Genomic DNA, 14,568 nt, shown 5'->3' with positions numbered 1-14,568 from the left:
GTGAGGAGGATTGTTATTATCTTAGCTTTGATCATGTGCGGATGCGTTGGAAAAATTGACGTACCAAACATTCCCAACCTCAGTATAGCCAACATTAGTGATTTTAATATTAGTAATTTAAACGAACTTGCAAATCTTACAGGCATCAATATAGGTGGAAATGAAGGTTATTCTAATGCTGAGATCGTTTTGAATGTAGGAGAATCTGCAGAGTATGAGGGAGTGAATGTTACAGTCGTAAATGTAAAATTTTCAAAAGATCTGAAAGAATTTAGAGAATTCAATCCCATCGATAGATATTACGGTGTGGCCAGCGAGGGCGCCAAATTCATGGTAGTTTATGTGAGAATAGCAAACAATGGGAACAAGACAATTTATCCAACAGCGCACGACTTCATCGTTGTAGATTCGCACAAAAACGTATACTCCTACAGCGTACTCACTCACTCTTTCCAGAACGCTCTCGACTTAAAGGAGCTTAAGAAAGGGGAAAAGGTCGAAGGAGTAATAGTTTTTACAGTCCCAGAGAATGAGACGAAATTTAAGATAGCCTACTGCTTTGAGTCCTTGGCAGATTTCCGTTCCTTCTTTAACCTGTTTAGAAATAAATGGGCTGTTTGGGTTGTGGGGTGATGTGGTATGGAGGGCACAATAGCTTTGGGGGTGGCGTTTACGGCTGTTGCGTTGGGGATTCCCATGTTTTTTAACAAATTGAAGGGACAAGGCCATTTGAAGTTGCCATCGTTGCCATCCTTGAAGTTTTCATTCATTAGGAGAAAGGGGGTTGAGGAGAAGATGAAGGAGATAGATGAGAAGCTTGAGGAGGTAGTGTCTTCTGGTGTAGATAAGAATGTCGAGAAGGTAGTGGAAGAGTCGTCCGAGAAGGTGAAAGTTGAAGAAGATCTTTTGGAGGAGATGGAGACTGCAAGTAGTTTAAAGAGTAGTGAAGAAACTGAAAACGAAGAGGAATCTAAACCAGAAATTCCTGAGCTACCCGATCTAAGCGTAAACTCCGATCTTGAAATAGATACTGAAGATATAGACTCCGAATTCAAGCTTGGGGAAGAGGAAAATGAAGAATCCGGAGATGATGTGGAGGGTGTAGAGTTCGATGAAAAGGACGACTTGATAGAGTCTCTCGCAAAGGAGGTTGCGGTTGAGGAAGAGGAGGAAATAGATCTACTAAGGGACTTGAAGGGTCAGAAATTTGACGTAAACGAGTTGCAATCCGAGTTAGTGGAGGTTTTAGAGAGGTTGAAGAGCATTAAGAAGAGGAGTTAACTTCTTCCCTTTATTATGAGTGCTGACAGAGTTCCTGCTAGCAATCCCGCAAAGAACATGACTCCGTAATCGACGTTGTTGTACAAGGACATCCATTCATAAACAAGCATCACAGCAGAGAATACGGTTAACGCTGTAAGGCTTACGTCCATCATATCCATGAGAACTGTTAGATTCTGGCGATTTAAGGATTTTCCGATCTTAGTATAATTACAGTTTTGCATTCACTTTCTTGTAATTCTATTCTTCAACGAAAATCTTATCTTAAGTAGTCATCAAATAAGCATAATACTCATGATTGTTGGGGGTGTTGAATAGTGGATATAATAAAGACAGTGTTCAAACTAGCGGAGGGAGGGGATAGAATACTAATGCTATTCCCAGATATGTACAGCTTTCTCGGAATTGCCCGATGGATATCAGAGAATTACGGTGACCTTTTCTGGATACTTTGGACAGACGCTGCAGTTGAAAGGATCAATCATTTCGGCAAAAAGTATGGCTTTCCAATCTCGGGCGATGCAATTGCTTTGTTCACTACGAAGAAATGCGAATACATTAACGTTGTGGACCATTTGAACACTCAAAGTGACGTATCTGCGTTTATGCGTGCTTTAAATGTTGACAAGAAGATTGTGATCTCTTTTGGCATGGATTTTTTAAAAATCTACGGTTACGATGTGAACAAGGCTATCGAAGCTTTAATAGGCTTTAGCGGGGACAACCTGTTCATAACAACTCTTTTTACAAGGGAACTGGCAGATAAACTCCAGCCCTTTCACGACTTTTACGTAGAGATTTCAGAGAGCAAGGATACCTATATTTCTTACAGAATGTACAAGGCATCACTGAAATTTTCAATTAAGGGAGGTGTGGCGGTAATATCGAACACTTTTGTATTGGATAGGAGGGTGGGCTACGATGAAGGGTTTTGACGAGCTTCCGGATGTTTTTGGTGATGAAGAATTCGAACGCTTGAAAGAACTGATTGAGAAAGGTGAAGAGGTGGTGAAATTGCGATCGGAGCTTAATGGTTTGAATGAGAAGATTGAGAAAATCCAGAATGAAGTAAGTTACCTAAAAGATGAGCTCAAAGCTGTTTTGAACGTTGTTCCCGATCCAGTTTTAATTGTCGATAAGGAAAGAAGGGTTGTCGATCTAAACGAGAAGGCCAGAGAAACAATTGGAGATGGATATGCAGACATCTTAAAGGAATTGGAAGATATAGTTAGAGACGCGAGAGCGGGAAAAACAGTTAAAGGTGCCAAAAAGGTTTTGGAGTTCAATGGCGCGTTGAAACATGTAGAGGTCTCTGCACAACCCGCCAAAGATTTGGTAATTCTAGCGATTAAAGACATAACAGACTATCACAACCTATCTGAAAAGGTTTGGGAGCTTGAAGAGACTTTGAAATCGGTGCCAGTGCCTATAATGATATCCGACAAGAAATTCAACATTGTATTTGCAAACGAGAAGTTCGTCAAAATGTTCGGATTTGAGAAGGTTGATGATGTGCTAGGTAAGAAGTGCTACGACGTTGTCAGGAGTGATGTTTGTAAGTCCAAAAACTGTAGGAAGAACGTCCTTAGAAGGACAATGGAGAAAATAGAACAAGTTGAATCTAAGGTCAAAGATGGAGAGCTCGATGTGCTTATAGATGCACTACCAATCTTGGACTTGGATGGTAACTTTACTGGATCTCACGTTGAAACGTTTGTAGACATTTCGGAGATAAAGGAAAGGGAAGAACAGATAAGAGAACTGTTCAAAACCGTAAACGCATTATTCGAATCTATACCCCATCCGACGTACATCCTCGTTCTCGATATAGATAGGAGGATTACATATGCAAACAGAGATACCGCTAAGCTGTTTGGATTCGAATCTCCAACGAGATTGGTTGGCAAGAGAATGAGCGAACTTGTAGACATTGAGTGCGATCTCGAAATCGAAGGAACGGCCAAAACAGTCATAGGCAGAGCTGTTGAAGGAAAATTGGAGCTAAGAGATGTTGAAGCAACATTGAAATTGGAAGATAGAGAGATTCCTGTAAGGTTCTCAGTATCTCCCGTCTATGTGGATGGAGAGTACATCGGGTCTATAGTTGTATTCACGGACGTTACAGAAGTTAAGAAGAGGGAGAACTTCATTAAAAGGATCTTTGAGAGTATACCATTCCCGGCATACATCCTCTATGCGGATGAGAATGGAAGGATTAAGTATGCAAACGAAGAAGTAGCCAAACTTGCGGGATTTGAGCGTGTAGATGACGTGATCGGGTTAAAGCTTAATGAAATATTTGAGACTAGAAGGAGGAGAACTCTGATAGATGAAGTTCTTGAGACGGGTAAACCCATCTTAAACAAGTTTGCCACGACGGAGACAAAGGATGGTAGGGAAATTCCTGTGCTCGTATCCTGTGTACCTATCTACGATAATGGAAAGATCGTCGGTGTCGTAGATATTTTCACAGATATAACAGAGACTAAGAAAAAGGAGGAGGAGCTTCAGAAGATTCTCAGCTATACAAACAACGCCCTTGAGCTACTCACCTATGGAATAAGAGAGCTTGAAGCTGGAAATGTAGATGTAAGACTTGAGAAGCCAGAAAGGATTGAGGGAGTTGAGATAGCGGAGAGATTTGAAGAGACTGTTGATATCTTCAACAGATTCGCTGAAAGGTTGAGAGAAGTAGTATATAATCTTGCAGATGGAATGAAGGCTACGATAGATCAGATTAAGGAAGCCAGTGATGCTGTGAATCAAATAAATGCTGGGATGGAGCAGATAAGTTCAGCATCGCAGCAGATTGCAACTGGCAGTGAGAATCTAAGTAAACTGGCAAATACGTCGATGGTTGAAATAAAGTCTGCTGAAGAGATATTTAGAAGCTTAGACGAAGCAGCAAAGTCATCTTCCGAATTTGCTGTTAAAGCTTCACAGAGTGCGGAGGAGTCGAGAGAACTCGGAAGCAGGGCTTTAGAGATGTTAGGACATGTCATGGACGAAATAGGAAAGGCCGTTTCAATAGTTGAGTCTCTTGGGCAAGCGGTAAGGAACATAGGGAAAGTAACGGAAAGGATAAAGTCGATAGCGGATCAGACTAATTTGTTAGCGTTGAATGCTGCTATAGAAGCTGCTAGGGCTGGGGAGTACGGAAGGGGATTTGCAGTAGTGGCAGATGAAATCAGAAAACTGGCAGAAGAATCTAGAAAGAGTACTGAGGAAATAAATGAAATAGTAACAAGGGTGCAAGAAGAGACAAAGAAGGTTATTGACGCTATAAACAGGGTTAGAACGAGTGCTACGGATGGTAGTAAGGATATAGAGAATGCATTGAATAAGGCAGAAGAAATTGCTGTGGCTGTTAACAGGATAAGCGAGATGCTTAAGGAAGTTTCTGAGAAAGCTGAAGAGGGTCTCAAGAAGATAGAACAGATTGCCAAGAACTTTGAAGATGTAGCAGCAACCGCAGAAGAGAACGCTGCAAGTAGCGAGGAGACTTCTGCTGCCATCGAAGAACAGACTGCTGCGGTCCAGCAGGTTAGTATGGCTATGAAGAAAGTCAACGAGATAGCTAGAGACGTAATGAACTCAATTCTCGAAAGCTTCGAGTTACACCTTGAAAATGAACTAAATCTAAAGCCTGCTGAAACAATGACCAACGGAGGAAAGTTAAGCAGAGATAACAAAAATTGATTTTATATTTTCATATAATATAATTATGGCGAAAGGGGGTGGTTGATGTGCAGGCTTTGAAGGGTGGTGAAACTATACAGGTAATAGTCTTCTCTTTGGGGGAGGAAAGGTACGGTGTTGATATAACCCAAGTTAGAGAGATCATAAGACCGACAAAAATAACGAGAATTCCAAACGCCCCAGATTTCGTTGAGGGTGTGATAAATCTTAGAGGACAAATCACGACGATAATAAACCTTAGAAAGAGGTTCGGCTTGCCACCGAAGGAAATTGACAACGATACGAGGATAATAGTTGTCGAGTACAACGATGCAGTCATAGGTATGATGGTTGACACTGTTAACGAGGTAAAATACCTCACTTCAGACGACATAGAGCCTCTGCCAAGCATTGTTACATCTAGAAGTGAAGCTAAGTTTCTCAAAGGTGTTGGGAAGCTGCCGGATGGACTTCTAATACTGATAGACCTCAACAAGGTTCTGAGCGAGGAAGAAATAGAGGGTATTAAGGTGTAGGTATGGCGGAGAAAGTACTGTTAAAAACACCGGCAGAGCTTTTTGAGGATGGTTGGAGAACTGTTGAAGTAGTCATTACAGATCGGAGTATTTCATTTGGAAATTCAAGAGTAAATCTTAGGGAAATCGAGGACTTGGAAAGGGTGGTAGTTGAAGGTAAGAAGGCTATAAGGATCAAGAAAGATAGAGACATCATAATCAGCTTTCCAGAGAAGATAGTCGACCAGATATTCAAGTACTTGGCCTTCAACCTAAAATCCGACAGGTTTGCAGTCTACTTTCTTTCACCAGCTACGGTTGGAGGAGTCGTTGTTAAGGATGCAAAGTGGGAGAAAGGGTATCTGAGTATAACGGATGAGGCGATATGGTTTTTATCTCCAAAAAAGCAGATCAGAATTCCTTTCAGCAACTTGGGTAGTGTCGGCAAGGATATTAGAACTGTAGGTGGAAAGGAAAGAGTAGTCCTCGTTGTAGGACACGTTGAAAATGGAGAGGTGGTTACAAGCTACATACTCTGCCCAGAAACGACACTTGAAATGCTCGAGAACTATCTTAACAGGTTGATAGATAAGGCCAAGCCGAAGGCGAAGTTATCCGAGGTTGAAGAGCAGATTGCAATGATGCTGTACTCCGGACTTAGTTCCGTAGATATTGAGTCTATACTAGGTATAACGACCGAAGAACTGAACAACTACTTTGACAGACTGGTAAATTTGGGTTTGGCTAAGGTTGTTAAGGTTAGGAAGGAGCTTCAGCTTACTCCAAAAGGAGTTGCGTTAGTTAATGAGTTGATGAAGAAGGGGAGGTGATGAGTTTTGCCGAGAGTTTTGATAGTGGATGATACAGCTTTCATGAGAAAACTACTTAGGAATATCCTGTTCTCTGGAGGTTTTGATATAGTAGGTGAAGCTGAGAACGGGAAGCAAGCGGTAGAGATGTATAAACAGCTAAAGCCGGATTTAGTTATGCTCGACATAGTAATGCCTGAGATGAACGGAATAGAGGCTTTGAAGGCTATAAAGCAGATAGATCCAAATGCTAAGGTTATAATGTGTACAGCCGTGGGGCAGGAGAAGATAGTAAAGGCTGCGATAAAGCTTGGAGCTAAGGGATATATAGTCAAGCCCTTCCAAGCTCAGAAGGTCATTGAGGAGGCTAAGAGGGTTTTAGGTATGAGCTAGTATGACAAGGGTATTGGTTGTAGACGATTCTGCATTTGTAAGGTTGGCGGTTACCGAAATACTTAGAGAAGCTGGAGATATAGAGGTAGTTGGAACTGCAAAAAATGGAAAGGAGGCTGTGGAGAAGACACTTGAGCTCGAGCCGGATGTCGTAATCTTAGATGTTAAAATGCCAGTAATGGATGGTTTAACTGCTTTAAAACACATAATGGAGAAGAAGCCTACACCAGTCCTCATGTTTAGCTCCTATACAAAGGAAGATGCCAAGGAAACTTTTGAAGCTTTGAAGCTTGGTGCTGTAGATTTTGTTCCAAAGCCTGATGGTGTTCTGATAGACATTTCTAAGGTGGCAGATGAACTGATAAAAAAGGTTAGGGCTGTAGCAACTGTTCCTTCAAACGTATTGAGGTTGCAGAACCTTAAGAAGTTCAGGGGTGGTGTTGTTAAGGGAAATTGGAGAGGTTGTAACGTTGAGCTGTGTGTTCTGATAGGTTCATCAACTGGCGGACCTTCAGCACTCGAGCAGATAATACCTCGTTTACCTTCAGACATTCCTGCACCGATCTTTGTCGTTCAGCATATGCCACCAAACTTCACGCAACAGCTTGCAGAAAGACTGAACTCCATTTCGGAACTTGAGGTCAAGGAGGCTGAAAACAACGAGAGAGTTAGGAAAGGCGTAGTTTACATAGCTCCCGGTGGCAGACACATGAAGGTAAGAAGGGCTTTAGGTATTGTAAGGATAAAGGTCTTCGATGGTGAGCCGGTTAACGCTGTGAAACCTTCTGTAGACGTTACAGCTGAATCTGTTGTCGAAGCTTATGGATCGAACGTTGTCGGTGTAATTCTGACCGGGATGGGGAACGATGGAGCAATGGGCATGAAACTGATAAAAAGTGCTGGTGGGATGACTATTGCCTGCAGTGAAGACACTTGTGTCGTTTTTGGGATGCCAAAGGCTGCGATAGACCTCGGAGCTGTAGATGTAGTAAAACCACTCTATGAGATTGCGGAGCAGATTGTTAAGTTTGTGGAGGTGATATGCAATGGATCTTAGTGAGTACAAGCAGGAATTCCTGCAAGAGGTTAAGGAGTACATAGATGTCATGAATCAGAACTTCATAAAAGTTGAAAAGGGTGATTTAGAAGCCTTAAACGAGATCTTCAGAGTTGCCCACACGATTAAAGGCATGGCGGGTTTCATGGGTTATAAGAAACTTGAGTTGCTCTGTCACAGGCTTGAGAGTGCAATGGGAAAGGTTAGAGACGGCGTTGTGAATGTTACTGAAGATTTGATAGATGTAATGCTCAAAGCGGTCGATAAAATCGAAGAAATTGTTGAGAAGATAGAGAGTGAAGATAACGATGATGTTGATATCGATGAAGTTATTTCTTCACTGGAAAGTATAATAGGCGAAGTTAGAAGTAGTAAATGTGAGAAAAAAGAATCAAAACCGTTCGATAATGCTAATTTAAGGGTAGATGTTAAGCTTGCGGATGACTGCGTGATGAAGAGTGTTAGAGCTACGCTTATTCTTGAATCCCTAAAAGATGTGTGTGAGGTTATTGGAGTAGATCCAGACGAGGATGCTATGGACAGTGACGATTTTGACGGTACATTCAGCATTTACGTTAAAGGAGATAGGAAGGCAGTTGAGGATGTAATGAGCAAAGTCGGTGAGGTAGAACGTTTTGACATCGTCGAAATTAAACAGCAGAGAATCGAAAAGAAAGTCGAAAAACCAGTGGTGAAAGAGCAAATGAAAGAAGAGAAACTGAGAAAGAATGAGAGCATCAGAGTGAACATAGAGCAGTTGGACACGATAATGAACCTTGTTGGTGAGCTTGTTATAGGTAAGGGTAGATTAATTCAGATTGCCCAAGATTACGACATTCCGGAGCTTAAAGAAGCAGTTTCTGTAATGGACAAAGCAATCACGAGCCTGCAGGACGAGATAATGCGTATAAGAATGGTTAAAGTTGAAAGAGTATTTAGTAAGTTCCCAAGAATGGTTAGAGATCTTGCGAGGAAACTGGGTAAGAAGGTAGAATTAATAATTGAGGGTCAGGACACCGAGCTTGATAGAACAGTTTTGGATGAGATAACGGATCCACTGATACACATCATAAGAAACGCTGTCGATCACGGTATAGAAACTCCAGAGGAGAGAAAGAAGGCTGGAAAGAGCGAAGTTGGTAAGATTGTTTTGAGCGCTAGGAGAGAGAAGAACAACGTGGTCATAGAGATTGAGGATGACGGAAGAGGGATAGACGTTGAAAAGGTCAAGAAAAAAGCGATAGAAAAAGGCTTGATAACTCCGGCAGAAGCGGAGAGTATGAGTGAAGATGAAATAAAGATGTTGATATTTGCTCCAGGATTCTCTACGAAGGACAAAGCTACCGAAGTTTCTGGAAGAGGAGTTGGAATGGATGTCGTGAAGACTAGAGTTGAAAAGCTCGGTGGAAATGTTAAAATCTACTCCGAAAAGGGTAAGGGAACTAAAATTGTAATAACGCTTCCTCCTACTGTAGCAATTACGAAGGCATTACTCATAAGGGTTGGGAATGAAGACTTTGCTATACCTCTATCAAGTGTTGTCGAAGCTATCTATGTTACGGAGGAAAACTACAAGGTGCTTCATGGAACACCTTTCTTGTATGTTAGAAACAACCTCATACCGGCATTCAGGCTTAGAGAACTATTCAATATTAAGAACGGAAAGGCTGAGAGGGAAGTAGGCATAATAGTTGAAAGAGAGGGAGATAGAATCGCTCTGATAGCGGATGCCATAACCGATCAGCTAGAGATAGTTATAAAGCCTCTGACGAGTTTCTTGTCCAAGGTTAGGGGGTTTAGTGGTATCACAATACTTGGGGATGGTAGAGTTGTGCCAATTATAGATGTTTCGACCCTTCTCGGGAGGTGAAAACATGGATTTAGGTAGTTTGAGTGACTTGGAGCTTGAAGCTTTAAGAGAATTGGGTAATATTGGTGCTGGGCATGCGGCCACATCCCTATCTCAAATGCTCGGAAAGACTGTAGAAATGAGTGTACCAATGGTTAGAGTTGTAGAAATTTCGAAAATACACGAAGTGATCGATGTAAGCAAGATTGTTTCTGGAGTAGTTACGGGTTTAAACGATTTGGAAAACGGTGAAACTGGTTATCTTTACGTAGTCTTTCCAGAGGAAACGGAAAAGAGGATAGCTGAAATGATGATGCTTGATGGGGATATGATAGAATCCGCACTGATGGAGATAGGAAACATTTTATCATCATCTTTCTGCGATGCCATGGCAGAGATGCTGGGAACAATGTTAATTCCAACTCCACCCAGCTTTGCAAAAGATTATTCCGTAGCAATACTCGATGCCTTACTTGCTCAACTGGCTACAAAAGGTGACCACGTTGTTATATTCGACACTGAACTCAAAGATGAGGATGGGGTTGTCAACATAGAGATTCTACTCTTACCAAGTGAGAATTTCATGGGATACATCGCGAGAATGATTAGCATGGTGGAATGATGTCAGAGCTTCTGGTAGGGATAGGTGAGTTCAGGGTGGCGAAGGGGAATTTCATCTTGAAGACAATAGGATTGGGCTCTTGTGTGGGTGTGGCCCTCTACGATCCCATTGCAAAGGTAGGTGGCTTAGCTCATGTTGTGCTACCCCAATCTAACGGCTTGAAAAGATCTGCCAAATACGCTGATCAGGCTATAGAGATTATGGTCGAGTCTATGGAACGATTGGGTGCTAGGAGGAGGAACTTAATTGCAAAGATGGCCGGAGGAGCACAGATATTTAAGCATATGACACACGAGAACCTGAGAATAGGAGATAGGAATGTAGATGTTGTAAAGAAGCAGTTGGAGAATTTTGGGATAAGACTGGTTTCGGAAGATGTCGGAGGTTCGATTGGTAGGAGTGTCTACTTCTACGTAATCGATGGCAAGATGTTGGTAAGGTATAGCAACGGTGTCAGTATATGGATCTAACTTTCAAGGCTTTGATGAACTACGTAAGCAGGCTATCGGGAGTAGATTTGAGTAGGTACAGGGAGAGTTACCTAAAGAGAAGGGTAGAACTTCGAATGAAGATACTTGGATTTCAGACCTTCGAGCAGTACTTGAGGTATTTGAGACTCAACGGTCACGATGAGGTGAAAAGACTGATAGATACGATAACGATAAACGTTACTGAGTTCATGAGAGACAAAACACCCTTTGAATACTTCATGAAAGTCATACTACCGACAATAGCGGAGAAAAAGAGAAAGGTGGGCAGCAACATTCTACGTTTCTGGAGTGCCGGATGTTCTTGCGGTGAGGAACCCTACAGCATCGCCATATGTACGTTGGAAGCTCTTGGGAGGGGGTGGAACCTGTCAATATATGCAACTGATATAGATGAAAAATGCTTAGAGATTGCCAAGGAGGGATTTTACAGAGCGAGTCAGCTCAAAAACTTGAGAGCCGATATCGTAAGGAAGTATTTTGATAAGGAGGAAGATGGATACAGGGTTAAGAGATTCCTAAAGAGGTATATCAGATTCAAGAAGCACGATCTAACTACCGAGAAACCTGTATCAAGGTATTTTGATGTAATATTCTGCAGAAACGTTATGATATACTTCAGTGAGAAGCAGAAGGTTAAGGTTGTGCAAGACTTCTACGATGCGTTGGTGGATGGAGGATACCTCATAATAGGGAAAAGCGAAACACTACCAATGGGATTTAAAGATAAATTTGAATGCGTCAGTCTGAAGGAAAAAGTTTACAGGAAAATCTCACTTAAGAGTATGGATTACCTCATCCACAGTTAATACGTTGTATCCGTTCTCTCTCAAGTAATCAGCCAGTTTGTGGTCTGTAGTGATGCAAGCTTTTCTAAGATTTTTTGCAGTTGCAAGGCAAACGGCAGTTGCAAAATCGACATTCTTTAAGTTCTTGTAGATTTCTACAGCTTCGGATAACACTTGTCCGTCGACTTTGATTGTGAAAAACTCAATATATTCTGTTACAAGCTCAACTAACCTTTTTAGAACGTCTACGGGTGCTTTTAATCCTAATATTGCTCTACAAATTTCAAACTTGATAGTTTCGGGTATCATAAGAGGTATTTCACCATTCTCCATCATTTCTTTTAATATAGAAGCTTTTTTATTTTTATCAAATATCCAACTTCTAACCAAGTTTAAGTCTGCAATCATGAATTTTTCACCACTCATGTTTAGGTTTAGATTATCACTTCCAAAACAGTTTAAAGTGTAAGAGATTCTCTGATTTTCTCTATCTCCTTCCAAGTCTTCTTGATCTTTTCCATTCTAACCTTGCTTTCAATAACACCTCTCAAGTATTCACTCCAGTTTATATCCAACTTATTCATCTCAGTCTTTAAAGACCTCGGAATTCGTATACACACAATTGCATCTTTTCTTTCGCTTTTCATTAGACTTATATTTGCCATAAGCAATATTTAACTCTTTGTAAAGCCTTTTTGTAAAACTATATTCGTAAAACCGATATGTTTATATCTATAAGCACACTACGATATTGTATGGAATTAGAGCATAAGCTGAAGAGATGTAAGATTGTGTTTCATCCCAATACGGTGAAGATCCTCCTTATTCTGAAGAAGTTTCGAGAGGGATTATGCTTTACTGAACTTATGTTAAGTCTGAGAATGAATCCAAGTGTTCTGAGCAGGTACATAAGACATCTCATGGAGATTGGTGCCGTCAAGAAGTATGATGGTAGGTATGTAGTAACAGAGAAGGGGGTAGAGCTCTTCAGCAGAATTGAGAAGGTATTTGAAGTCTTAGATGAATGATGTTTCCAATCGGTTCATTATTGTTTTACTAATTGCTTTACTATTTTCTGCTTTTATTATTTTTATTTCTCATATTGATTTCTAAATTCAAATTACAATGTTAAACGAAAATGTTATTTTCTGTTTTACGAAATTGTAATAGCAAATTGTAATAGTAATAATGACGAGGTGTTAGTTAATGGAGGATATGGAGTTGTTACACAAGGAGATAACAGAATCAAAAGACAACGAGGTATTCAGAGAGCTTGCGGAGGCAATATATAGACTAAAGAGGGGAGATTTCAGCGTAAAGTTGCCGGAGGACAAGTATGATGGAGAAGTTGCCGCAGTTTTTCGAGAGTTCAATTCTTTCATAGATGACATGAGAAATCTGTTCTCTGAGATTGCTAGGGTTGCCGAACTTGCTTCAAGAGGTAACCTCAACGTCAAAGCAAGTGTTAGAGCGTATGGAGATTTTGCAAAACTCGTTGAAAACATAAACAAACTGACGGATTCAATAGTTATTCCGATCAGGGAGGGAATAGAAGTAGTAAAACGCTACAGTTCTGGAGACTTTACGAGTTCCGTTAGCGAGGATGTTAAAATGGAGGGAGAATTCGCAGAGTTTGCCAACGCTCTTGAGGAGCTCGGTAGAAATCTGAGATCGTTTATAGGAGAAATGAAAAGAATAGCAGAAGAGAACATTTCTGGTGTTCAGCAAATTAGAGAAGCGATAAGTCAGATAAACGCTGGAATGGAGCAGATAAGTTCTGCATCGCAGCAGATGGCTCAGGGGGCAGCGAACTTATCCAAGACCGCAAACGAAGCTGCAGCGAAAGCTAAGGATGTTGTCGAAAACATAAAGGCTCTGACAAAAGAGGCTAAGGATTCTGCAGATTTCGCAACCAAAGCGGCTGAAATTGCAGACCTTGTTGAGAAAGGAAGTAAGGAGGCACAGGCGAATTTGAACAGGATAATCAGTGAGATGAATACCGTTGTTAAGATAGTGGAAGGACTCAATGAAGCCGCAGAGAACATAGATAAGATAACGGAAAGGATAAAGTCGATAGCGGATCAGACTAATTTGTTAGCGTTGAATGCTGCTATAGAAGCTGCTAGGGCTGGGGAGTACGGAAGGGGATTTGCAGTAGTGGCAGATGAAATCAGAAAACTGGCAGAAGAATCTAGAAAGAGCACTGAGGAAATAAATGAAATCGTTAAGAGAATACTGTCTGAGACTCAAAGAGTCACCGAAGCTACTCATAGAGCTTACGAGGAATCCGAAAAGGGATCTAAGAGCGTTGTATCCGCTTTGGAGATGAATAATGAAATAAGCAGGCTAGTCAAAGACATAAAGCGGAAGATGGATGAGATAGTAGCACATGCGGATAAGGGACTTTCGAGGGTGGAACAGATTGCTAGATTGATAGATGAGGTTGCATCAACCGCTGAGGAGTCAGCAGCATCTGCTGAAGAAACATCCGCAGCAATTGAAGAACAGACTGCTGCGGTTCAGCAGATTACCGCTAGCATTGAACAAACCTACCAGTCGGCAGAGAAGACTCTAAAGATCATAGACGACAAGTTTACCTTTTAAAATATTTATGACTCTATACATTTTTAAATCGAAACCTATAAATAGCGCATTACTATGATAATTATAGTAACAATTCTAAGGAGGAGGTCGTTATGTTGGCGGGCGTTATGGCTAAAAGCGTCGTCAACGATAAGCAACAGAAGCTGCTTAAGGTTGTTTCAAGAAATGGCGTCAGCTCCATTCTGTTTAGCTTGGAAAAAAATCCTATGAGATTCTCCCAATTGATGTTTAAAACGAAGTTGAATCCCGGAATTCTTGACAGGCATTTGAAAGCTTTAATGCAACTCAATGTTGTTGAGAAGAATGAGGACAAGTACACGTTAACAGAAACTGGTAGAAGACTCGTATCTATTTTAGCTGTTAAATATTGTTGAGTAAACTTTTTATCACTTTTTAAACTATTCCAGTAGGGTCGTTAGGGGTCGGGTTCGATTGAATGAGAGCCCGATACGGACGGCCCGCACATTAAGATACATTTAAATAT

The 14,568-nt window shown here is 41.1% G+C and carries 18 protein-coding genes; 15 read left to right on the top strand and 3 right to left on the bottom strand.

Annotation, left to right across the window (positions count from 1 at the left end):
- Together ARCPR_RS06935 and ARCPR_RS06930 are read left to right on the top strand one after the other, a co-directional pair.
- Window positions 1-633, top strand: coding sequence for a DUF4352 domain-containing protein (locus tag ARCPR_RS06935; RefSeq protein ID WP_012940768.1), 633 nt, complete (start codon window positions 1-3; stop codon window positions 631-633).
- Window positions 634-639: 6 nt separating this feature from the next.
- Window positions 640-1,281: a hypothetical protein gene (locus ARCPR_RS06930; RefSeq protein WP_012940767.1), complete on the top strand. Its 642-nt coding sequence runs from the start codon at window positions 640-642 to the stop codon at window positions 1,279-1,281.
- Here ARCPR_RS06930 and ARCPR_RS09795 read toward each other — a convergent pair.
- The gene (locus tag ARCPR_RS09795) at window positions 1,278-1,442 is read right to left on the bottom strand and encodes a hypothetical protein (RefSeq protein WP_012940766.1); all 165 of its coding nucleotides are present in this window, start codon (window positions 1,440-1,442) and stop codon (window positions 1,278-1,280) included. The genes ARCPR_RS06930 and ARCPR_RS09795 overlap by 4 nt on opposite strands.
- A 156-nt stretch (window positions 1,443-1,598) precedes the next feature.
- Here ARCPR_RS09795 and ARCPR_RS06920 point away from each other — a divergent pair, with 156 nt between their 5' ends.
- From ARCPR_RS06920 to ARCPR_RS06875, 10 genes are read left to right on the top strand one after another with little or no spacing between them, the layout of a single operon-like run.
- A complete protein-coding gene (locus ARCPR_RS06920; RefSeq protein WP_012940765.1) occupies window positions 1,599-2,216 on the top strand; it encodes a hypothetical protein in 618 nt (205 codons plus the stop codon).
- Window positions 2,203-4,980, top strand: a complete 2,778-nt coding sequence (locus ARCPR_RS06915; protein ID WP_012940764.1) for a methyl-accepting chemotaxis protein — start codon at window positions 2,203-2,205, stop codon at window positions 4,978-4,980. The genes ARCPR_RS06920 and ARCPR_RS06915 overlap by 14 nt, the downstream gene beginning before the upstream one ends.
- Window positions 4,981-5,027: 47 nt before the next feature.
- Window positions 5,028-5,495 carry a chemotaxis protein CheW gene (locus ARCPR_RS06910; protein ID WP_012940763.1) on the top strand — a complete coding sequence of 156 codons (468 nt, stop codon included), beginning with the start codon at window positions 5,028-5,030 and terminating at the stop codon, window positions 5,493-5,495.
- A gap of 2 nt (window positions 5,496-5,497) precedes the next feature.
- Window positions 5,498-6,304 (top strand): CheF family chemotaxis protein, encoded by an 807-nt coding sequence (locus ARCPR_RS06905; protein ID WP_012940762.1) that lies wholly within the window; start codon window positions 5,498-5,500, stop codon window positions 6,302-6,304.
- A gap of 6 nt (window positions 6,305-6,310) precedes the next feature.
- Complete coding sequence (locus ARCPR_RS06900) at window positions 6,311-6,676, top strand: response regulator (protein WP_012940761.1); 366 nt, start codon at window positions 6,311-6,313, stop codon at window positions 6,674-6,676.
- A 1-nt stretch (window position 6,677) separates the two neighbouring features.
- Complete coding sequence (locus tag ARCPR_RS06895; protein ID WP_012940760.1) at window positions 6,678-7,733, top strand: protein-glutamate methylesterase/protein-glutamine glutaminase; 1,056 nt, start codon at window positions 6,678-6,680, stop codon at window positions 7,731-7,733.
- Complete coding sequence (locus tag ARCPR_RS06890) at window positions 7,723-9,603, top strand: chemotaxis protein CheA (RefSeq protein WP_012940759.1); 1,881 nt, start codon at window positions 7,723-7,725, stop codon at window positions 9,601-9,603. Before ARCPR_RS06895 ends, ARCPR_RS06890 begins: the two co-directional genes overlap by 11 nt.
- A 4-nt stretch (window positions 9,604-9,607) precedes the next feature.
- Complete coding sequence (locus ARCPR_RS06885; protein ID WP_012940758.1) at window positions 9,608-10,204, top strand: chemotaxis protein CheC; 597 nt, start codon at window positions 9,608-9,610, stop codon at window positions 10,202-10,204.
- Window positions 10,204-10,674, top strand: a complete 471-nt coding sequence (locus tag ARCPR_RS06880; RefSeq protein WP_012940757.1) for a chemotaxis protein CheD — start codon at window positions 10,204-10,206, stop codon at window positions 10,672-10,674. Before ARCPR_RS06885 ends, ARCPR_RS06880 begins: the two co-directional genes overlap by 1 nt.
- Window positions 10,665-11,501, top strand: coding sequence for a CheR family methyltransferase (locus ARCPR_RS06875; protein WP_012940756.1), 837 nt, complete (start codon window positions 10,665-10,667; stop codon window positions 11,499-11,501). Before ARCPR_RS06880 ends, ARCPR_RS06875 begins: the two co-directional genes overlap by 10 nt.
- Here ARCPR_RS06875 and ARCPR_RS06870 read toward each other — a convergent pair.
- The gene (locus ARCPR_RS06870) at window positions 11,466-11,906 is read right to left on the bottom strand and encodes a PIN domain-containing protein (protein ID WP_048084533.1); all 441 of its coding nucleotides are present in this window, start codon (window positions 11,904-11,906) and stop codon (window positions 11,466-11,468) included. The genes ARCPR_RS06875 and ARCPR_RS06870 overlap by 36 nt on opposite strands.
- A 32-nt stretch (window positions 11,907-11,938) precedes the next feature.
- Window positions 11,939-12,127 carry a hypothetical protein gene (locus ARCPR_RS06865; protein ID WP_048084531.1) on the bottom strand — a complete coding sequence of 63 codons (189 nt, stop codon included), beginning with the start codon at window positions 12,125-12,127 and terminating at the stop codon, window positions 11,939-11,941.
- Between the two features lie 108 nt (window positions 12,128-12,235).
- Here ARCPR_RS06865 and ARCPR_RS09515 point away from each other — a divergent pair, with 108 nt between their 5' ends.
- From ARCPR_RS09515 to ARCPR_RS06855, 3 genes are all read left to right on the top strand, one after another.
- Entirely contained in the window at window positions 12,236-12,508 is a 273-nt protein-coding gene (locus ARCPR_RS09515) for a winged helix-turn-helix domain-containing protein (protein ID WP_012940753.1), read from the top strand.
- Window positions 12,509-12,686: 178 nt separating this feature from the next.
- Window positions 12,687-14,084, top strand: a complete 1,398-nt coding sequence (locus tag ARCPR_RS06860; protein WP_012940752.1) for a methyl-accepting chemotaxis protein — start codon at window positions 12,687-12,689, stop codon at window positions 14,082-14,084.
- 92 nt (window positions 14,085-14,176) lie between these two features.
- Complete coding sequence (locus ARCPR_RS06855; protein WP_012940751.1) at window positions 14,177-14,458, top strand: helix-turn-helix domain-containing protein; 282 nt, start codon at window positions 14,177-14,179, stop codon at window positions 14,456-14,458.
- The last annotated feature ends 110 nt before the right edge of the window (window positions 14,459-14,568 follow it).

The organism is Archaeoglobus profundus DSM 5631, from assembly GCF_000025285.1.
Lineage (GTDB): Archaea > Halobacteriota > Archaeoglobi > Archaeoglobales > Archaeoglobaceae > Archaeoglobus_B > Archaeoglobus_B profundus.
The sequence above is the reverse complement of the archived record's forward strand: the minus strand, read 5'-3'. Positions and strand labels throughout refer to the sequence as shown.